18 protein-coding genes and 1 pseudogene are annotated in these 18,455 nt (G+C 73.8%); 6 read left to right on the top strand and 13 right to left on the bottom strand.

The window, feature by feature from the left end; genetic code table 11:
* Positions 1-90: 90 nt before the first annotated feature.
* The 4 genes and pseudogenes from ACWC9T_RS30135 to ACWC9T_RS30120 all read right to left on the bottom strand — a co-directional run.
* Positions 91-567 (bottom strand): annotated as a pseudogene (locus ACWC9T_RS30135) (DUF2267 domain-containing protein); the annotation flags it as partial.
* Between the two features lie 136 nt (positions 568-703).
* Positions 704-1,108: a DUF2267 domain-containing protein gene (locus ACWC9T_RS30130; protein ID WP_449824207.1), complete on the bottom strand. Its 405-nt coding sequence runs from the start codon at positions 1,106-1,108 to the stop codon at positions 704-706.
* A 46-nt stretch (positions 1,109-1,154) separates the two neighbouring features.
* Positions 1,155-1,448: an STAS domain-containing protein gene (locus ACWC9T_RS30125; protein ID WP_449824206.1), complete on the bottom strand. Its 294-nt coding sequence runs from the start codon at positions 1,446-1,448 to the stop codon at positions 1,155-1,157.
* A 139-nt stretch (positions 1,449-1,587) separates the two neighbouring features.
* The gene (locus tag ACWC9T_RS30120) at positions 1,588-2,022 is read right to left on the bottom strand and encodes an Hsp20/alpha crystallin family protein (protein WP_449824205.1); all 435 of its coding nucleotides are present in this window, start codon (positions 2,020-2,022) and stop codon (positions 1,588-1,590) included.
* 110 nt (positions 2,023-2,132) lie between these two features.
* On the opposite strand from ACWC9T_RS30120, the gene ACWC9T_RS30115 reads away from it, so the two are divergent.
* A complete protein-coding gene (locus tag ACWC9T_RS30115; protein ID WP_449824204.1) occupies positions 2,133-2,837 on the top strand; it encodes a type III effector protein in 705 nt (234 codons plus the stop codon).
* Positions 2,812-3,051, top strand: a complete 240-nt coding sequence (locus ACWC9T_RS30110; RefSeq protein ID WP_449824203.1) for a hypothetical protein — start codon at positions 2,812-2,814, stop codon at positions 3,049-3,051. The genes ACWC9T_RS30115 and ACWC9T_RS30110 overlap by 26 nt, the downstream gene beginning before the upstream one ends.
* A 53-nt stretch (positions 3,052-3,104) precedes the next feature.
* Here ACWC9T_RS30110 and ACWC9T_RS30105 read toward each other — a convergent pair whose 3' ends face one another.
* From ACWC9T_RS30105 to ACWC9T_RS30075, 7 genes are read right to left on the bottom strand one after another with little or no spacing between them, the layout of a single operon-like run.
* Positions 3,105-4,661, bottom strand: a complete 1,557-nt coding sequence (locus tag ACWC9T_RS30105) for an FAD-dependent oxidoreductase (RefSeq protein ID WP_449824202.1) — start codon at positions 4,659-4,661, stop codon at positions 3,105-3,107.
* Positions 4,658-5,374, bottom strand: a complete 717-nt coding sequence (locus ACWC9T_RS30100) for a methyltransferase domain-containing protein (protein ID WP_449824201.1) — start codon at positions 5,372-5,374, stop codon at positions 4,658-4,660. The genes ACWC9T_RS30105 and ACWC9T_RS30100 overlap by 4 nt, the downstream gene beginning before the upstream one ends.
* The gene (locus ACWC9T_RS30095; protein WP_449824200.1) at positions 5,371-6,567 is read right to left on the bottom strand and encodes a lycopene cyclase family protein; all 1,197 of its coding nucleotides are present in this window, start codon (positions 6,565-6,567) and stop codon (positions 5,371-5,373) included. Before ACWC9T_RS30095 ends, ACWC9T_RS30100 begins: the two co-directional genes overlap by 4 nt.
* Positions 6,568-6,570: 3 nt before the next feature.
* Positions 6,571-7,578, bottom strand: coding sequence for a DUF5914 domain-containing protein (locus ACWC9T_RS30090; protein ID WP_449824199.1), 1,008 nt, complete (start codon positions 7,576-7,578; stop codon positions 6,571-6,573).
* Positions 7,578-8,537 (bottom strand): phytoene/squalene synthase family protein, encoded by a 960-nt coding sequence (locus ACWC9T_RS30085; protein WP_449824198.1) that lies wholly within the window; start codon positions 8,535-8,537, stop codon positions 7,578-7,580. Before ACWC9T_RS30085 ends, ACWC9T_RS30090 begins: the two co-directional genes overlap by 1 nt.
* Positions 8,534-10,066 carry a phytoene desaturase family protein gene (gene crtI, locus ACWC9T_RS30080; RefSeq protein ID WP_449824197.1) on the bottom strand — a complete coding sequence of 511 codons (1,533 nt, stop codon included), beginning with the start codon at positions 10,064-10,066 and terminating at the stop codon, positions 8,534-8,536. The genes ACWC9T_RS30085 and crtI overlap by 4 nt, the downstream gene beginning before the upstream one ends.
* Entirely contained in the window at positions 10,066-11,310 is a 1,245-nt protein-coding gene (locus tag ACWC9T_RS30075; protein ID WP_449824196.1) for a polyprenyl synthetase family protein, read from the bottom strand. Before ACWC9T_RS30075 ends, crtI begins: the two co-directional genes overlap by 1 nt.
* 388 nt (positions 11,311-11,698) lie before the next feature.
* Between ACWC9T_RS30075 and ACWC9T_RS30070 the strand changes: the two genes are divergently transcribed.
* Positions 11,699-11,950: a hypothetical protein gene (locus tag ACWC9T_RS30070; protein ID WP_449824195.1), complete on the top strand. Its 252-nt coding sequence runs from the start codon at positions 11,699-11,701 to the stop codon at positions 11,948-11,950.
* Positions 11,951-12,001: 51 nt separating this feature from the next.
* On the top strand, positions 12,002-12,853 hold the full coding sequence (locus ACWC9T_RS30065) for a hypothetical protein (protein ID WP_449824194.1): 852 nt from the start codon (positions 12,002-12,004) through the stop codon (positions 12,851-12,853).
* A gap of 178 nt (positions 12,854-13,031) precedes the next feature.
* Here ACWC9T_RS30065 and ACWC9T_RS30060 read toward each other — a convergent pair whose 3' ends face one another.
* Both ACWC9T_RS30060 and ACWC9T_RS30055 read right to left on the bottom strand, forming a co-directional pair.
* Complete coding sequence (locus ACWC9T_RS30060) at positions 13,032-14,270, bottom strand: serine hydrolase domain-containing protein (protein ID WP_449824193.1); 1,239 nt, start codon at positions 14,268-14,270, stop codon at positions 13,032-13,034.
* 206 nt (positions 14,271-14,476) lie between these two features.
* Positions 14,477-14,779, bottom strand: coding sequence for a cytochrome P450 (locus ACWC9T_RS30055; RefSeq protein ID WP_449824192.1), 303 nt, complete (start codon positions 14,777-14,779; stop codon positions 14,477-14,479).
* Between the two features lie 114 nt (positions 14,780-14,893).
* Between ACWC9T_RS30055 and ACWC9T_RS30050 the strand changes: the two genes are divergently transcribed.
* Both ACWC9T_RS30050 and ACWC9T_RS30045 read left to right on the top strand, forming a co-directional pair.
* Positions 14,894-15,205, top strand: a complete 312-nt coding sequence (locus ACWC9T_RS30050; protein WP_449824191.1) for a hypothetical protein — start codon at positions 14,894-14,896, stop codon at positions 15,203-15,205.
* A gap of 237 nt (positions 15,206-15,442) precedes the next feature.
* A complete protein-coding gene (locus tag ACWC9T_RS30045; RefSeq protein WP_449824190.1) occupies positions 15,443-18,187 on the top strand; it encodes a M4 family metallopeptidase in 2,745 nt (914 codons plus the stop codon).
* Positions 18,188-18,455 lie beyond the last annotated feature (268 nt).

Raw genomic sequence — 18,455 nt, 5'->3', positions numbered from 1 at the left:
GCCTGGTTCGCCTCGGCCCGGGTGGCGAACGTCCGGCCCCGCACGCACTCGGACTTGATCAGCGTCCACAGGTTCTCCGCCAGCGCGTTGTCATATCGGAAGCCGTGTCCGGCGGACACGGGCGGGGCCCCCTTCCGACGGGGGAGTCTTCTCTGGTGGCGAGCCTGCTCCGGCCTGGCGGTGCCGTCCAGGGCACCGCGTCGCCGGAACGGGAGGTTTCCCCTTCCGTCCGTTCAGGCGGCGACTGTCAGGTCGGCGCGGCCGAACAGCAGGGCGTAGCCGCGGGGCAGGTGGGGCGAGGATGCGGTCGGTGAGGTCGGTGAGGTCGGTGACGGCGAGGTCGGTGACGGCGGCCAGGACGGAGGATGTGTCCCAACGGGCTGCGGTGAGGCTGGTGCCCAGGTTGCGGGCGACGGCTTCGACGAAGGCGGGGGCTGCGACCGGCGCCGGGAGGGGGATCTGGGCCGCGAAGACGGCGCGGGCCCGGCCGGGGAGGGTGGCGGCGAGGTCGCAGCGCTCCTCGCCGGTGAGCTGGGAGCCGAGGACGGCCAGGACCGCGTGGAGGGCGCGTTCGGCTTCCTCGTCGGTGGTGTAGCGGCCGAGGTCGCGGACCTGCCGGAGAAGGCGGCGCGGCGGGTCATGACGGTAGTGGCCTTCCGGGGATGGGCCGCCGCTGGCGGCAGCGGCGGCGCGAGGGGAGGGGTCAGGGCCGGTGGCCGGGCTGGGGCCGGCCGAACAGGAGGTCGTAACCGGGCGGCAGCTGGAGCAGGACGCGCTCGGTAAGGTCGTCGCCGGCGGCGTCGGCCACCGTGGACAGGACGGCGCCGATGTCCCACAGAGCCGTGGTCTCGGTGGCGCCATCGATCCAGGCCGCGGTGGCGCGTACGAACCGCTCCGGGCTGAGGGGCTCGGCGGCCTGCAGCGGGTTGAGCAGAATCAGGGCGAGGGTCTCCGGCAGGCGGGCGGCCAGTTCGGCGCGCACGTTGCCGACCAGGTGGGCGCCGAGCAGGGCCAGGACGACCCGGGCGGCCCGCTCGGCTTCCTGGGGTGTGTCGTACTCACCGCGTTCCCGGACCTCCTCCAGGAACGCCTCCCATCGAAGAGTCACCGCGGTTCTCCCTCCGTCCAAAAGGGCCGGCGCGAACGGTGCCCGGTCAGGGCTCGACGGTCAGGCGCCGGTGCAGACCGGTGAGCTTGAGAAGCCGAACCACGCAGCGGCTGGCCCCGCGAAGGACCAGGCGGGCGCCGCGCCGGTCGGCCTGGTTGCGGGCCTGGACCAGGGCGCCCAGGCCCGCGCAGTCCATGAACGTCACCTCCGACAGGTCGAGCACCACCTCCCGATGCGACTCAAGCGCGGCGGCCAGAGCACGGCGCAGCGAGGGGGCGGTGTCGAGGTCGATCTCGCCGTTCGCCCGCACCACGAAGGGTTCGTTCCCCTGGTCGCGCATGGTGTTTCTCGCTGTCGTCCCGGCCCGGAACCGCCGTGGCGTGGCAGGGATCGCGAGGCCGGGCGGGTCGTCCGGCCGGGGGTGGCCGTCCCGCAGGGCCCGGGGGTTGGCGGTGCGGGACGGCGGTCCGGGGGCCGGGTCAGGCCTGGATCTGCTTGCGGTCGCCGCTGTGGCTGATCGCGATCTTGCGGGGCTTGGCCTTCTCGGCGACCGGGATGCGCAGGGTCAGCACGCCAGCGTCGTAGTCGGCGCTGATCCCCTCCGGGTCGAGGGTGTCGGACAGCATGACCTGGCGGGAGAACACGCCGAGCGGGCGCTCGGACAGCTCCCACTTCACGCCCTCGCCCTCCTGGCGCGGACGGCGTTCGGCCTTGACGGTCACCATGTTCCGCTCGACGTCGATGTCGATCGCGTCCGGGGCCACCCCCGGCAGGTCGAAGCAGATCACGTACTCGTCGCCGGCCCGGTAGGCGTCCAGCGGCATCGGGGTCGGCCGCGACCAGGTGCCGGTCGTGTTGAGGAACTGCTGGGTCAGCCGGTCCAGCTCGCGGAACGGGTCAGTGCGCAACAGCATCGCGAAACACCTCCACTGATCGAATGGGTGCCAGTGCGCTTCACCTGAGACCGTTCTAGCACGTCATCCATCCGATGACAAACCCCGAGTGTCGTCTTTAGAATGACAGCATGAGCAAGAAGCCCCCCAAGCCCGCCACCGACCCGGCCCCGCCGCCCGGCCCGGTCTCCTTCCTCGCCGCCGCCGCGGCACTCACCGCCATAGACGACGCCGTCCGCACCGCCCAGAACGCCGACTCCGGCCCTTCGTCCGGCGCACCGCCCGGTGTCAGTGCGCCGGACGAAGGGCCGGAGCCGGCGCTGGCCGCGCTGGTGCTGCTGCGGGAGCTGCGCTCCGAACTCGCGGGCTGGGAGGCGGGCCTGGTGGAGACCGCCCGCGACGCCGGCGCCACCTGGGCCGAACTCGCCCACCCCATGGGCGTCGCCAGCCGCCAGGCCGCCGAGAACCGCTACCTGCGCCTGCGCCCCACCGACAGCACCTCAGCCGGCACGGAGACCGGAGCGGAGCGGGTCAAAGCGGCGCGCGACCGGCGGGCCGCCGACCGCGCCGTCACCGCCTGGGCCCGCAACCACGCCGCCGACCTGCGCGCGCTGGCCGCCCAGGTCACCGCCGCGCCCGGCCTCACCCCCCAGGCCCGTCCCGCGCTGACCGCGCTCACCACCGCCCTCGGCGCCCCCGACCCGGCTGGCCTGATAGCGCCCCTCGCCGCCATGCGACCCCACCTCGCCGCCCATCCGGACCTCGCCGCCCGCCTCGACGACCTCACCGACCGCACAGACCGCCTGCGCCATGACAGCGCCCAACGACGCACCTGACACCACCGCGGAGGAGCGCTGGCAGCACATCGAAGACCGGCTCGCCGCCATCGAACGCCGCATCCGCGAACACAGCAGCGCTGCCATCGCCACCATCGACACCTGCCTGGGCAGACTCGACGCCCTGCGCCACGACCTAGAGCGCGTAGCCGCTCAGCGCCATGGCGGTGAACGCGAGCCCCCAGGCGACGTCCGCGCATTTGCACCCCGATAGCGAACGCGATGAGCAGGACGGCGAGGGCGACGGCGGTGGCACCGGCCACCGGCTTACGAGCGCCGGTCGAGGGCATCGGCCAGCCGGCCCAGCAACAGACTGCGGCCGCGGTTCGGTACGGACCACAAGTCGTGTCCCCGCACGCCCCAGCTCTCCAGGAGCGTGTTCGCGGCGAGGAAGCCCGTGGTGGCGGCACGCTCCATGAGGGCGGTCGGCAGCGGGCAGCGGACGGCGTCGCCGGCGAGCAGGAGGCGTGGGTGGCAGGTGGTGGCGGCGGGGCGGTGGGCGTAGCCGCCGACCGGGAACAGCGGGCAGTCCGCGTGCCATTCGTGCCGGCTGTCGATGATCCGGCTACCGGCGGTCTCCGGGTAGAGGGTGTGGAGTTGGTCGACCAGTTGCTGCTGGACGGCTCCGCGGTCGGCTGTGGGGTCGAGGGCGTAGGCGTGGAGTTCGACGACGGATCCGCCGTGTGCCTGCGCCCAGCGGCCAGCCTCGCCCTCCCAGCGTTCGAGGACGCTGACGTTGTCGAGCGGGCCGAATCCGGCAGTGCCGAGGAATCCCGGCCGGGAGCCGTGGACGGGACGGTCGAGCCAGTGGCGGCTGACCAGGAAGGGCGGCGCCTGCCGCAGCGCGGCGATGTTCGCGCGCCAGGCCGGGTCGCCAAGTGCCGGCGAGTCCCGGACCAGGGTTTGCAGGCCGCCGGGGTCGAGGGCGAGGACGACGGCGTCGAAGGTCTCGACGGCGCCGTCCAGTTCGACGTCGTGGCGGCCGTCTGCCCGGGGGGTGACGTGCCGGACCGCCGTCCGGGTGTGGACGGCGGCCTCCAGGGAGCAGAGGTGTGCGGCGAGGGGCTCCCAGAGGGCTTGGGGGAACGGCTCGGTGACGGTGTCGAAGAGCAGGCCTTCGCTGGAGCCGAGGAAGTACAGGTGGAACATCAGGACGAGTTCGGCCGCGGAGAGAGTGTCCGGGTGGCTGAAGAAGCTGCGGGAGAAGACCTCGAAGGCCAGGTGCCTGGCCTGAGGCGGGAAGTTGACCGAGGTGAGAAGGTCGGCGGCGCTGAAGTGGTCGAGCGTCTCGTACACCTGGGGCACTCGGACGTTCAGCAGCGGGAGCGCGGCACGGACCCGGATCCGGGCGAGGTCGCCGAGACGGAAGGTGGGGCTGAGGGCGGCGAACGCCAGGGCGTTCCAGGGCGCACTGCGGGGGATGCGGCTGAAGCCGTCGGTGGCGCCGCCGCGCTGGCGCAGCGGGTAGTCGGGCAGCAGGGTGAGCATGCCGAGGCCGGGATCGATGCGCCGCAGCAGGGCCCGCAGGTTGTAGTACTGGCGGAAGAAGGCGTGGAAGCCCCGGGTCATGGTGACGGTCGACCCGTCCGCGAGGCCGGTGGATCGGCCGGAGAGGCGGCCGCCGAGCGCGGGTGTTCGCTCGTACAGGTCGACCTGGACTCCGCGTTCAGCCAGCGCGACGGCCGCGGACAGGCCGGCGATCCCGGCCCCGACGACGGCGGCCCGCGGGGCGGGAGTGTCTGCGACCGGCGTGCCGGGGCGGGCCGGCCAGTGGACGGCGTGGCGGTCGCGGCCGGGCGGCACCGGTGTCCGGCGCCGGGTCACGGCCCCTCCTCGGGGCGCTCGGCGGTGAGCGTGTGGACGACGCCGCGCTGCCAGCCCGGGGCCGGGTGGACGCGCACTCGGATGAAGCCGGCCCGCTGGACGCGGCGGGCGAGGGCGGGTGCGGTGTCGAAGTCCAGGACGCTGCGGTGCAGGTGTCGGTAGAGCGCTGGTCCGCCCGGACCGGTACTGCCGAGCGGGATGATCACGGCGCGGCACAGCAGCGTCCATGTCGCACGGTCGAGTGGTCGGCCGCGCAGCGTGTAGTCGTGCAGCACCAGGCGTCCGCCCGGCCGCAGGACACGGCGGGCCGCGTGCAGGACGGCGTCGGGGTCGGCGGTGTTGCGGATGAGGTAGGCGGCGAACACGGCGTCGAAGGGCCCGTTCGCGGGCGCCCGCCCCACGTCCTCGGCGCTGAGGTGAGCGAAGGCGACCGCCGGTGGCCAGGGTTTGGCCCGTGCCTGCTCGAGCATGCCAGCCGAGGCGTCGATGGCGGTCACCATCGCCGAGGGCACGGCGGCGAGCAGGGCCCGGGTGGAGGCTCCGGTGCCGCAGCCGAGGTCGAGCAGGCGGGCGGCCGGGCCGGGCGGTGCGGCGAGGGCGGCGGCGCGGCGCAGCCGGCTGTGGTAGCCCGGATAGAGGGAGGTGAGGCGGTCGTACGCGCCACTGGAACGGTCGAAGGCCGCTGCCAGCTCGGGGCCGTTGAGGAGCGTCATGCTGGTCCGTCCGTCGAGGAGCCGCGCGGGCGGCGGGCCGGGAGGTCGAGGCAGGTGCGGAGCATCGGGGTGAACGGGCAGCTCAACCCGATGGCGAGTTCGTCGAGGAGGCCGGAGTCGCCGTCCAGGAAGCGCAGCACGGTCGCGGCGCGGTTGCGGCGGAAGAGGCCGGTGAAGAACGCGGGCCCGATTCTGCCGGTGTCGATGGCGTGCAGCAGGACGGCGTCCATGGCCAGATGGCGGCGGCGGTGCGGGCGCGGCGGCACGGGCCGTGCCCCGAGGTCGACCGCGCGGGCCACGGCTCGGGCCTGGCGCAGCGCGGCGGTGAAGGTGTAGCCGGTGGCGGGCCGCGTGGCGCCGCCCGCCGTGCCGATGCGAAAGACGTGTCGGCTCTCCTGCCGGGGAAACGTCGCGTCCGTCATCGGGATCACGCCGTGCTCGACGCCTTCGACACGGTACGAGCCGACGCCGAGGGCCTGCCCGAGGTAGGTTCGCAGCGCCCGATCGTACGCCGGTGCGGGCCACGGGTCGCGGCTGAAGACGGTGTACTCGACGAGGGCGTGGCGCTCGCTTGTCGGCAGGACGTAGCCGAAGGCGAGCCCGGCCGCGGGCTGGGGGACGCGGAAGTCCATCAGCAAGGGCAGTCGGGGGTCGAAGGAGGAAAGGTCCGCCTCGACGAACCAGCCGTGGAAGTGCTGGCGCAGCGTGGTGCGCGCGTCGCGCCGGGGCGGGCGGGGCCGGGAGTCGAACACCCAGCGGGCCCTGACCTCGAGCGGCCCGTGCGCGCCGTCGACGGCCACGACGGCGCCAGCCGGGCTGTCGGCGATGCCGCCGGCCGTGCCGATCACCCGTGTGAGGTGCGCGGCGCCGCCGGGGCGCGCGTTCAGCCATACCTCGACGTCGGGCGATCGGAGCATCTTGTACCGCAGCGGGGCCAGCGGGTGGCGGGTCACCCGTCCGTCCGACGAGACGATCCCTGCGCTGTCCCAGCTGCCCGCCAGCAGTTCGTCGAAGCGTCCGGCGTCGCGTTCCCAGAAGCACCAGGTGCGCGGGGGTGGGCGGCGCGGGTCGTCGCTGGGGAGCTCCAGCAGGGCGACGGACGGCGGTGTCCGGCGGCCCGGCCGGGTGAGTTCGTCGGCGAGCAGCAGCCCGGCCGCGCCCGAGCCGATGACGGCGATGTCGACGGCGGTCACCGGTCAGCGGCCGTTCGTGTCGCGCCGCAGCGCGTGCCGGCGTTCGGCGTAGGCGATGTCGTCGCGCCAGAGCCGGACTGTGGTGTGCCGCACCACGGGCCGGACGAGGGGGGCGAGCCTACGAGCGATCGCGAAGCCGGGCCGGTGCGAGCGGGCGATCACTGCCTCGGTCACCACGGTTCGCGTCCGGCCCGGGCCGCCGACCGGTGTCGCGTGAGTTGCCACGACGCTGCCGATGCCCTCGCCCTCGATGATGCGCATGATCACGGTCCTCGGGCCGGGGGCGGTGAAGGCGGCGACGACCGGTACCGCGAACCGCCGTCCGAGGCGGAACGACACCTCGACCACGAAACGGTCGTCGTCCGCGCCAGCATCGGCCGGCAGGTCCGCCGGCGGGCTGTGCAGCACGCTCAGGCCGCCGAAGGCGTACGGGTGGAACCACGCGCCGTGCCACGGGTCGAGGCGGTTGGCGAGAACGTCCCGCGGCTCGCAGTCGCCCCCCACCGTCGCGACCGCCACCAGGGCGCCGGCCGTCGGTGGCTGCAGCGCGGGCGGTACGGCGGGCGTGGGCGGCTCGCCGCCCGCCGCGTCCAGCCGCACCCACACCAGCACCCCGTCGTCGTGGGCGGGGAACATCTGCCAGCAGGGGCCGCCGCTCGGGCCGAGCCGCATCCCGTGCCAGGGGCAGACCAGGTCCTGCCCGTCCACGGGGCTGGTGTACAGCGGGGCGCCGAGGTGCGGGCAGGCCCCGGGGCCTGCGTAGAGGCGGCCGTCGTCGCCGCGCCACACCACCACTTCCACGCCAGCGATTCGCCGTCCCACGGCGCGGCCCCGGCCAACGGCCGTGGTCGCCCCGGCGACGTACCAGTTGCCGCTCGGCCGGATGCCCGCCCGGGCCACCGCCGCCTCGATCAGGGCAGTCCTGGCCTGGCGCCATGTGGGCTCCTGGTCCAGCCACCGCTCCCGCCGTACCCGGCGCACCGGCAGCCGACTCCCGCCGTCCTCGCGCATCAGCGGCCGCCACGCCGCGTGGCCGCCGCGCGGGCGCGCGCCACTGCCACGCCGCCAGCACCACGGGCCGCCGCCACCGCGCGGCGACTGCGCGACACCGACACCCGCCGATGGAGGACCACCGCGACACCGCCGCGCTCGATCTCGTCGAGGATCCGGCGGTAGAGCGTCAGCGCTGCAGCCACGCACGGACGCGACGAGGGCGCCAGCATCGGCACGCCTAGGGCTGCGTATCGGTAGAGGTCGCGGTTGTGCGCGATGCGCTCGCGCAGGGCGGCGACCACCCGGGGACTGCTGCGCCCGGTGCGGCGGCACCAGGCGAGCAGTTCGCGGTCGACGCCGTGTGAGGCCAAATGGTCGCCGGGCAGGTAGATCCGGCCGCGGTCGAGGTCCTCCCCGACGTCGCGGATGAAGTTGGTGAGCTGGAAGGCCACGCCCAGGCTGGCGGCGTGGGGCGCCGCCTCCGCCTGCGGGCCGACCGTCCCCAGGATCGGCAGGCACTGCTGGCCGATCACGGCCGCGGAACCGTGGACGTACCCCATCAGCTCGTCGAACGTCGGGTAGGACTCGACGTCCAGGTCCATCCGCATTGAGGCCAGGAAGTCCGTGAAGTGCCGGTGCCCGATGCCGTACCGCCGGGCGGTGTCGGCCACGGCGTCGACCACGGGATGGCCCCCGCGGCCATCCTGCAACGCCTTCTCCAGCTGGCGCTCCAGCTCGTCGAGCGCGCTGGCGCGTGCGGCGAGGCACGAGTGGGCTCCCAGGTCGTCGACGATCTCGTCGGCCCACCGGGCGAACCCGTACAGGGCGTGCACGGCGGGACGCTGGTCGGGTGACAGCAGTCGGGTCGCCAGGAAGTAGGTCCGGCCGTGACGGGCGTTCAGCCGCCGGCACTCCTCGTAGGCGAGCCGCAGCCCCGGCTCCACCACCCCCGCCCGGTCCAGCTCCCGGGCGTTCACCGGTCACCGCCCGGCCCGACGGGAAGCGCCGGCGCGGCGCGGCGGTGCCGTGCGGCACCCGTGACCCGTGCGGCGGCCAGCTTTCCGGAGAGCAGCACCGTCGGCACGCCGACCCCGGGCGTGGTCCCGCAGCCAGCCAGCACCACGTTGACCTCACCGGCGGGAAGGTTGCGCGGCCGGAACGGCCCGGTTTGCCGGAAGGTGTGCGCCGCCGAGAACGGTGTCCCCGCGGCGAGGCCCGCCTGCTGCCAGTCGGCCGGCGTCACCAGCCGCTCGTACGCGACCGCGCCGCCGAAACCCGTCAGCCCGCGCCTCTCCAGCTCCGCCACGATCTCGTCGCGGTAGCGCGGCGCGATCCGCCGCCAGTCCATCGGGCTTTCCACCAGGTTCGGGCAGGGTGCCAGCACGTAGTGCAGGTGCCGCCCCGCCGGGGCCAGCGAGGGGTCCGTCGCCGTCGGGTTGGTGATCAGCAGCGAGGGATCGCTCATCAGCCGGCCGGTCCGGGTCAGCTCGGTGAACGTCGACCGCCACGCCCGGCCGAACGACAGTGTGTGGTGCGCCAGTTGCTCCCACTGCCGATCCGTCCCGGCGTGTAGGACGAACGCCGAGGGAGCCCACCGCAGGCGCGCCACCCGCCGCGGCGTGCGGCCCAGCATCCGGTAGGCGGCCGGCAGGTCGGCCGTCAGCACCAGGGCGTCGCAGCTGATCCGCTCACCGCCGATCGTCCGCACCGCCGTCACCCGCCCCGACTGGCTGCGCTCCATCGAGCCCGCCTCTGTCCCGTACCGCAGCTCCGCGCCGGCGGCGGCCGCTGTGTCCGCCATGGCCCGCGCGACGGCGTGCATACCGCCGCGGGGGAAGTACACCCCCGCCACCGTGTCCATGTACGCGATGACGGCGTACGCCGCGAGCGCCCGGCCGGGCGCCACCCCCGCGTACAGCGCCTGGAAGGAAAACACCCGCTGCAGCCGCTCGTCGCGCAGGAACGAAGCGACCTTCGGCCCGAGCCGGCCGAAGCCGCCCAGAGCCGCCAGCCGGGCCAGGTCCGCGCCCAGCAGGTTCAGCGGCGAGTCGAAGTTGGCATCGATGAAGCTGCGCATCTGCACTCGGTACAGGTCCTCCATCCACCGGCGCAGCCGGCGGTACCCGCGTGCCTCCCGCTCCCCGGCGAGCCGCCGGATCTGCTCCTCCATCAACTCGGGCTCGCTGTGGACGTCGAGCGTGGAGCCGTCTGCGAACGCCGCCCGGTAGGCGGGGCTGAGCGGCACCAGGTCGAGGCGGTCTGCCAGCGAACCGCCCGCCGCCGACAGCGCCTCGTCCAGGATCCCGGGCATGGTCAGCACCGTGGGGCCAGTGTCGATGCGGTAGCCGCCCACGTCGAGCAGCCCGGCCCGGCCGCCCGGGCCGCCATCGCGTTCGACGACGGTGACGCGCCGTCCGGCACCGAGCAGATACAGTGCCGCAGACAGGCCCGACAGGCCCGCGCCCACGACGACGACATGGTCCGTGCGACCCGTCAGAGTTCGCATCACACACTTCCCTCCGTCCGCGGGATGCCGCAGCCGCCGGCAGCCCCGGTGCCGTGGCCGGGATCGGTCAACCGGTCTGCGAGCTTGAGGAGTTCCGCCATCGCGACCGGCTCGAGGTCCCCCGCGCGCAGGAGGCCGCAGCCTTCCTCGCGCAGCCGCGCCACGAAGGCCAGGACCTCGGCCTCGGTACCGACCTCACGCACCGCGCCCCGGACCTGCTCCAGGCTGCCGGCATCGAGATCCTGGGCGCCAACGGCCGCCCGGATGATCTTTTCCGGCCGGGACAGCCGCCCGCTCGCCGCCACTTCGAGAGCCCGCAGGACCATGTACGTACGCTTGCCGTCCGCCAGGTCGCCCCCGGGCGGCTTGCCCAGCTGGGCCGTGTCACAGAAGAGGTCCCGGTAGTCGTCGACCAGTTGGAACGCGAGACCGACCCGCGAACCGAAGCCTCCCAGTGCCGACATCTGGCGTCCGCCGGCGCCCGCCAGCGCCGCCCCCAGCTCCAGCGGCCGCCGCACGCTGTACCCACCGCTCTTGAGCCGCGCCACAGCCAGAGCCGCCGCCGCCGAGCCCGACCGCTCCGCCTGCAGGCGCAGCTCGAGCCGCTGACCTGTCACCATCTCCTCGCGCATGGCCCGCCACAGGCCGCGGACCCGCCGACCGGCCGCAGGATCCTCACAACAGATGTCCAGCACCAGATCGTCCGCCCGCGTCAGCGCCAGATCCCCCGCGAGAATGGCCTGTCCGACGCCGTACCGCTCGCTGTCACCGCTCCACCGACGCCTGCGGTGCTCCGAGGCACACGCCTGGTGAAGGGAGAGGGCACCCCTGCGCTGTGTTGCTCCGTCAATCAGATCGTCGTGCACCACCGCACACGCCTGGATCAGCTCCAGCGACGCCGCCAGCCGCACCATCAGCCCGTAGCCGGGGCCGCCGTCCGCTCCACCCACTGCCCGCCAGCCGTACTGCACCAGACGAGCGCGGGTCCGTTTGCCGCCCTGGGACACGAAGTCCCGTAAGACGTCCGGGCACTCGCACCGGCTCCCGGGGGCGGAGGCGCCGACCTGTGAGCAGCCGCATGCAAGCGCGTCCGCGAGAGCGCGGCGCAGTCCTGTTTCGAATTCCTCCTCGCCCGATCCCACGCGCAGGCTGCTGCCGGGCCCGTCATCGGCGGCGACAGCCAACACGCCCACTCCGCGCATCCAGCCGCTCCCCGTCATCGTCTTGGAAACCCGGACATCCATGGCCTGCCCTCGGCTGCCAGTCTCCGCATCGTCGACGGCTCGGAACCGGCCACCACACGCACGGTGCGCGACGATTCACCCGTCCGGCCCTGCGGCTGGACGGAGCTGAGACGGCGGGGCGGGAACGGCGAAGGGGCGGCCCGAGCGCGGGCCGCCCCTTTCCATCGCTGTTCTGCCTTCCCGAGCGGCCGAAGCCGCTCCCGGCAAGGCCACGATCAGCCCATGGCCGTACCGTACCGCAACGGCGGGCGCGGGCAGGTGACTTATCGTCCGGATGGTCACCGCCGGGGCCCAGGCCGGGCACGCGGGCTCGTGCCAGGTCGTACGGACGACCAGGCCGCCATGGGTGAGGTACTCGCTCGACCAGGTCCGGCGATGGCGTCCCGTGATGTGTGTAGCCGATCACCGGGCCCGCCGCCTGGCCGCCGTCGTCGACACTCACCTGCTGCCCGAGGACCTCCACCACCTGGCGGTCTACTACCTCGCCAAGGCGCAGCGCGACCTCGGCCACCGCGTCGGCTCCCGGCACGGCATGCAGCTCGTCGCGGACGGTGGCGGCCGGCTCGCCCCGGCCGCCCGGCGCGGCCTGGTCCACCTCGCCCGCCTCGCTGGGCAGGGCCGTGTACCAGGTGCGCGGTAGCGCACCCCATGTGCCGCTCCGGCCCGGCATACGCGGAAGGAAGGAGTTCCAATGAGCAAGATGACCAGTGGCCCGGCAGCGGCTTGGCACCCCGGGATGACGACCGTCGGCAAGGCCGACATCCGGTACATGAAGCCGAGCCAGCGCAACCGATACCGCCGCCAGGGCTTCACCTGGGCGGAGATCAGAAAGATCGACCAAGCCATCGGCCGCGGAGAATCCACCGTGACCCTCACCTCGGCCACCCGAGAGATCACGCTCACCTTGCCGCGTCAACCGCGACGGTCCGTCAAGGCGCGCCAGCAAGAACCCACCCGACCCGTCCTCTCCCGGCAGTCGATCGGGCGCCACGCCCATAACCGGTTCTCACCGACCGGGGTGCGCCGGCCCGCGTGTGGGCCGACACACCAAGGGAATCCCTACCTACCGGGGAGGGGAACTGTGATCACGACGAGGGACACGTCCGATCCGCTCAAGGCTCTGCGGAGCCTGCTGGCGATGCTGGACGACGAGCGGCTCACCGCCGCCTGGGTGCGGACCGAAGCCCAGCTCCAGGCCGAGGCCCGGCGCTCATTCCAGGCAATGGTGCCGATGGCGCGCACGGCGGCAAAGACCGCGCCCGAGGACCTGGCTTCCGCCCGCCTCATCGTCGCCCGGGACGAGGCGCTCGCCGACCTGGCCGCCGTCGCCGGGGCGCTCACCACCGCCAGCCGGGTACGCATCCGCGTATCAGGCGACGGCCGAACCAGTGGCCGTCGAACCACCTACACCTGCCCTGACCTGGTAATCAGCACCTCCCGCACAGCGGGGGAAGCTCACCTCGCTGTCGATTCCCTACGGAGCGATCGTGCGCAATTCCTAATTGGCAGCCGAGTCGTCGTGGGGTGTCGGGCGGCCAATTAATTCTGGCGCGACAACTGCAGCCGCTTCGGCACGTTCATCGAGGCCTTCGGCAAGCTCGAGGTCCGGGACCGCGCCCAGGCGGTCATCGCGGCCTACGAATCCGGCCTGGTCACCGCCCGTACGGGGAACGGCGACCAGGCCGGAGGAGGGGTGCTCTAGCGAGCAGCGGAAGCGGCCGTCACCGGGCGCAGAGCGCCGTGTCGAGCACGGCCTCGAAGTGCTCGACACCCTTCGGCGCGGGCGCGACGTTCGCGGTGACGGCGACGGTGGCGGCACGGCCGTCCTCGGTCACGCCCGGCAGGACGTGGAAGCCCGGCATGGCACCGCCGTGCCCCCAGGCGGCCCCGCCGCAGCTCAACGGCCGCCGGAACAGACCGAGTCCGTACTCCTGGCCGGGCACCGCACCGGGGCTGTCGGGCACCTTGACCGTGGTCTTCATCTCGGCGAGCTGGGCGGGCCCGAGGAGCCTGCCGCCCATCAGCGCGGAGAAGAACCGGTTCAGTTCGCTCGGCGTGGAGACCAGATGCCCGGCGGCCCACGCCCAGGAGGCGTCGAGCTCGGTGACGTCGGTCAGCGGCCCGCCCGTCCGGGACGCGTGGTAGCCGTGGGGGTGCGCCTCCCGGATGTCCTCCTCGCCCGCGTGGGGGAAGTAGGTGTGCCGCAGTCCGATGCGGTCGATCACCCGTCGGGTGACCTGCTCGGCGTACGGACGGCCGGTGACCCGCTCGATCAACAGCCCGGCCAGGACGTAGTTGGTGTTGCTGTACGACCAGCCGGTGCCGGGGGCGAACAACGCCTTGCGGGCGAACGCGAGGTCGAGCAGGTCGCGCGGCTGGTAGTAGCGGTGCCGGTCCTCCCCGAAGACGCCCTCGGCGATGCCGTCGGTGAAGTTGGGCAACCCGCTGGTGTGCTGCAGCAGTTGGCGCACCGCGATGGCACGGCCGTCGATGCCCTCGCCGCGCACCAGCCCGGGCAGGTAGCGATCGATCGGGGCGTCGAGTGCGACCTTCCCCTCGCCCACCAGCTGCAGGACGACCACGGCGGTGTAGGCCTTGGTGATGCTGCCCGCCCGCAGCTGCCCGTCCACCGGCACCCTGGCCCCGGTCCGCAGGTCCGCGACGCCCGCGGCGTAGTTGCGGACCGGGCCGCCCCGGGTGGTCGTCGAGGCCATCGCGGCGGGGTACCGGTCGTTCGCCACCAACCCTTCCAACCCGGCCCGCACGGCGTCCCTCGGCCCCGCGACCGGCGCCGCTGAGGCGGACGGGACACCCGCCCCCAGAGCGGCCGCCGCCACCAGCAGCACCGCGAGCGAGCGCCACCGGGACAGAGCCGAAGCCGCCCCGCCGGCGACCGCGCCGGACCCGGCACCGGTACCGGTGAACACATCCCCGCGGCAATGGAAGTGACGGTCAGTCATGCAAAGCTCCTTGGAGAACGGCGCCACGAGGGCGCGGGGAAGCGGGAGTCGACGGTGCCGGCGGGCGAACCGCCTGGTCACGGTCCCGAGACTAGGGAGCGGCCCCCTGCGATTCATCGCCCGCCGGCACGAGGACCCGGCTCCCGCACCGTCTCCGGTCCGGTACCCCGCTCCCCGTCCCTCGTCAGCCGTCCCCCAATCCCCCGTCAGCCGGCCGACGGGGCGCAGGCCGTCCGGCCCCACCGGATCCGCAGGTCCTTCAAGCCGTTCTGGAAGTCGGAGACCAGTCGCTGCGGCGGTGCCCCCGGGACGAGTTCGAGGCCGGGCAGGTCCACGACGATCCTGCGGATCAGGGCCGCCATCTGGATCCTGGCGAGGCGCGCGCCCAGGCAGAAGTGCGGGCCGCACCCGAAGCTCACGTGGCCGTTCGGGGTGCGGGTGATGTCGAAGCGGCCCGGATCGGAGAACACCGTCCCGTCCCGGTTGGCGGAGGCGTGGTAGACCACCACCTTGTCGCCCCGCCGCGAGCCGGACCCGGGGCCGCTGGCCCTGGCGGCCGTCCGATGCGCTCTCCAGCCCCCGGGCCGCTGTCGGTGGCGGTTCGTAGGCTGCCCGCGTGAACGTTGTCGGAACTGGCAGCGAAGGCCGGGAGGGCCGACGAGGCCACCAGCGAGATGCGCCCGTACCTCCAGCGGGGCGAGCTCGTCGACGGCACCGACGCCGCCCGACAGGAGGCCGCGTCCGCGTTCGGCACCCTCGCCGACGCCATGCTGCGCCACCGCACCGAGATCCGGCTGCGCCCCGGACAGCCCCTGGTCTTCGACCAGCTGCGCTGGGCCCACGGGCGGATGCCGCTCGGCCCCGACCAGGAGACGATCGAGCCCGGACGGAGGCGGCTGCTGCGGCAGACCTACGTGCAGGGCGGCGCGCGGTGATCCTCACCGGCCCCGCCATCCGCCAAGAGGTCTCGACCGGCCGATCACCACCGACCCGCGGCGCGAGTGAGGACCTGCTGAATATGCAGTCTATCGACATATGTAGAGAGATGGCCTATGGTCGTCGCACGGCGGGCGACCGGCTCCGGAGTACGGACGAGTCGTGGGGTGGGCGCCCGCCGCACACGCGTGGTCCGGCCTGCCGCCGGACCCCCGTTCCCCGAGGGAGGACCCGCAGTGCACCACCGTTCCCGTACACCAAAGCTGCTCGGCGCCGCCGTGGCCGTCGTGCTCGGCCTCGGCGTCGGCGTACCGCCGGCGTTCGCCGGACCGCCCGCGCCCGGGGAGCTGACCCCCGAGGCCGATCCCGTCCCCCGGCTGGTCGCCGGCACGGACACCGCCGCGCCCCGGCTCGTCACCGGCGTGGACGAGCCGGCCCCCGGCGCGGACGACACCGAGGCGGCTCGCGCCCACCTCGCCGCCCACCGGGACCGCTACCAGGTCGACCCGGCGGAGCTCGTCGCGACCGGCGTGGAGCATTCCTGGGACGGCCGGCGCACCGTCAGGTTCGAGCAGCGGCACGGCGGCTTGCCGGTCCTCGGCGCCACGTACCTGGTCCACCTGGCCGGGGAGGGCGACACCCGGCGCGTCGAATCGGTCGGCGGCAAGTACTTCACCGGCCTGGCCGCTCCGGCCGCCCAGAACCTGTCGGAGGAGGTGCTGCGCGGCCTCGCGCTCGCCTCGGTCGAGGACGGTCCGGCCCGCACGGGCGTCACCGCCGAGGACGGCGGCCTGGTGGTGCTGCCCGGCGGGGCGGGGCGGCCAGCCCGGCACTTCACCGTGCGCGGTACCGACCCCACGGTCTGGGAGGGCACCGCCCGCGAGGTCTACCTGGACGCCACCACCGGCGCGGTCGCCCTCGCCCGCACCGTCCACGCGCCGGGCGGCCCCGGCTCCTCGGCGGCTGCCCCCGCGCCCGCCCCCGCGGCCGGCCTCGAACCCGCCGTGGGCACCGTGCCGGACGTCCACGGCAACCCCGTCAAGGTGAACATCGCCCGGCTGCCGGACGGCACCTACCAGCTGATCGACCTCACCCGCCCCAGCCCCCTGACCGTCTACGACGCGGGCGGCCGGGACGAGTACCGGCTGCCCAACCGGCTGCCCGGTGACCTCCGCCCGGTCAGCTCGCCGACCCCGGACTTCCCGGCCTCGCTCGCCACCACCGGCGCCGCCGAGGCGCAGCGCAACGCCGCCGCCGTGTACGACTTCTTCCACGACCGGCTCGGCCGCAACGGGATCGACGGCGCCGGCGGGCCGATCGACGCCGTCGTGAACGTGACCAGCCAGGGCAAGGGCCTGACGAACGCCTACTGGGGGAAGGAGCGGATGACCTACGGGAGCGGCAACGACAAGTACTACCCGTTCGCCGTGGCGCTCGACGTCGCCGGCCACGAGATGACCCACGGCGTCGTCGAGAAGACCGCCGGGCTCGTCAGCCGGGACCAGCCCGACGCCCTCAACGAGGCCCTCGCCGACTACTTCGGCAACGCCGTCGAGGCCACTGCCCTCGGCATCCCCATGACGGACCCGAGGGCCGCCCTGCTCGGCGAGAGCCTCTGCCGCACCGGCACCCAGGAGGCCTGCGCGGAACGCCGCCTCGACACCGGCCGCACCACCGTGAACGACTACGTGGGCTTCCCGGTGGGCTTCACCGCGGACGCCTCGCACGACAACTCGGCCATCATGAGCGGCGCGCTGTGGGACATCCGGCGCACCCTGGACCCGCTGCTCGCCGACCGGCTGGTCTACCGCGCGCTCGCCGAGTACCTCACCCCACTGGACACCTTCGTCGACGCCCGCGACGCGGTGCTCGCCGCCGGTCGTTCGCTCGGCCTCACCCGGGCCCAACTCCGCACGGTGGCCACCGCGTTCGACGCCCACGGGATCAAGGAGGGCTGGGAGCGGCGGATCGGCATCGACAGCCGCACCCTGGTGCGCTCGCTCACCGACGGCGGTCAGGGCCGGCCGGACGTCGCCAAGGGCCGCTGGGTGCTGACCAACGGCGAGGCGGGCGTCATCACCGGGACCGTCGGAAGCTCCGCCGAGCCGGTCCGGCTCAGCCCGGTCGGGGACAAGCGCTCCAACTTCGGACCCGCCACCGACGGCACCGTCGCGGCCTGGATCTCCCAGGGCGCGGCCGTCTCGGGCCCGCCGGACATGAGCGTGCTGGTCCGCCCGCTGGACGGTGGAGACACCCACAGTGTGTACAGCGGCGGCGGCCGGCTGGTCCAGGGCGTCAGGGTCGCCGGGGGGAACGTCGCCTTCGACGCGCTGGACTACGGCACCGGCCGCTACCTGCCGTGGCTCTCGGTGAACGGTGCGCCGGCCGCGCCGATCCCGCTTCCCGACGGCCACCACGGGTCGGGCGTCTCGCTGCACGGCGACCTGCTCGCCTGGACGGAGCACTGGCAGGACGGCGGGCGCACCGTCTACGCGCCGACCGTCTACTCCGTCTCTGCGGGCAAGGTCGTCGCCCAGTACGTCGCGGGCGGCCCCGGCGCAACCGGCACCGAAGCGGGCCGCGCGCTGCTCACCGCGAACCGGCTGCTCTGGCTGGAGACCCCGCTCGACGGCAGCCGCGGCACCTCGATCCGCTCCGGCGCCCTCGACGGCTCCGGCGCGACCGACCTGCTGACCGGCAGCACCACCGAGCCGCGCCGCATCGACGAGCTGACGGCCTCCGAGCAGGCCGTCACCTTCGCCTACGCGTTCACCTGGCCGAAGGGCCGGCACGTCGTCAATAGCGACCTGCCGAAGCTCTGGCAGCTCCCGATCGGCGGCGGCACCCCGCAGCGGTTCTCCTGCAACCGCGGCGGCCAGTACCTGCCGGTGGCCGACCACGGCACCCGGGTGCTCTGGGCGGACGCCACGCCCGGGCGCACCGACCTGGTCGTGCGCGAGCACGCGGCCGGCACCTGCTGACCGACCGGCCCCGCCCCCGCCCGGCCGCCTCCCCCCGCGGCCGGGCGGGGGCGGTGATGGTTCGAACCCCTCACTCGCGGACCGCTGTGCCGAAGCGGCGTTCATCACTTGTCTGCCAACTGCCGGGAACCTGGTGGGCACGGGTTCCGTGGGCGGAGCGGTCTCTTCCGTTCCCGCGTCCAGCGGCTGAAGTTTCCCCAAGGCCGGGTAGTTAGCGCTTCGTTAGGGGACGCAAGCGAGATGTCGGGGCTTGCGTGTTGGCCGGAAC

The sequence above is a fragment of the Kitasatospora sp. NPDC001159 genome (genome assembly GCF_053598235.1).
The sequence above is the reverse complement of the archived record's forward strand: the minus strand, read 5'-3'. Positions and strand labels throughout refer to the sequence as shown.

What these genes read in the sequence shown, in the direction of transcription:
- ACWC9T_RS30125 (WP_449824206.1), bottom strand. Translation starts at nt 1,448, where the DNA reads ATGCGCGACCAGGGGAACGAACCCTTCGTGGTGCGGGCGAACGGCGAG.
- ACWC9T_RS30120 (WP_449824205.1), bottom strand. Translation starts at nt 2,022, where the DNA reads ATGCTGTTGCGCACTGACCCGTTCCGCGAGCTGGACCGGCTGACCCAG.
- ACWC9T_RS30115 (WP_449824204.1), top strand. Translation starts at nt 2,133, where the DNA reads ATGAGCAAGAAGCCCCCCAAGCCCGCCACCGACCCGGCCCCGCCGCCC.
- ACWC9T_RS30110 (WP_449824203.1), top strand. Translation starts at nt 2,812, where the DNA reads ATGACAGCGCCCAACGACGCACCTGACACCACCGCGGAGGAGCGCTGG.
- ACWC9T_RS30100 (WP_449824201.1), bottom strand. Translation starts at nt 5,374, where the DNA reads ATGACGCTCCTCAACGGCCCCGAGCTGGCAGCGGCCTTCGACCGTTCC.
- ACWC9T_RS30090 (WP_449824199.1), bottom strand. Translation starts at nt 7,578, where the DNA reads ATGCGCGAGGACGGCGGGAGTCGGCTGCCGGTGCGCCGGGTACGGCGG.
- crtI (WP_449824197.1), bottom strand. Translation starts at nt 10,066, where the DNA reads ATGCGAACTCTGACGGGTCGCACGGACCATGTCGTCGTCGTGGGCGCG.
- ACWC9T_RS30075 (WP_449824196.1), bottom strand. Translation starts at nt 11,310, where the DNA reads ATGGATGTCCGGGTTTCCAAGACGATGACGGGGAGCGGCTGGATGCGC.
- ACWC9T_RS30070 (WP_449824195.1), top strand. Translation starts at nt 11,699, where the DNA reads ATGTGTGTAGCCGATCACCGGGCCCGCCGCCTGGCCGCCGTCGTCGAC.
- ACWC9T_RS30065 (WP_449824194.1), top strand. Translation starts at nt 12,002, where the DNA reads ATGAGCAAGATGACCAGTGGCCCGGCAGCGGCTTGGCACCCCGGGATG.
- ACWC9T_RS30060 (WP_449824193.1), bottom strand. Translation starts at nt 14,270, where the DNA reads ATGACTGACCGTCACTTCCATTGCCGCGGGGATGTGTTCACCGGTACC.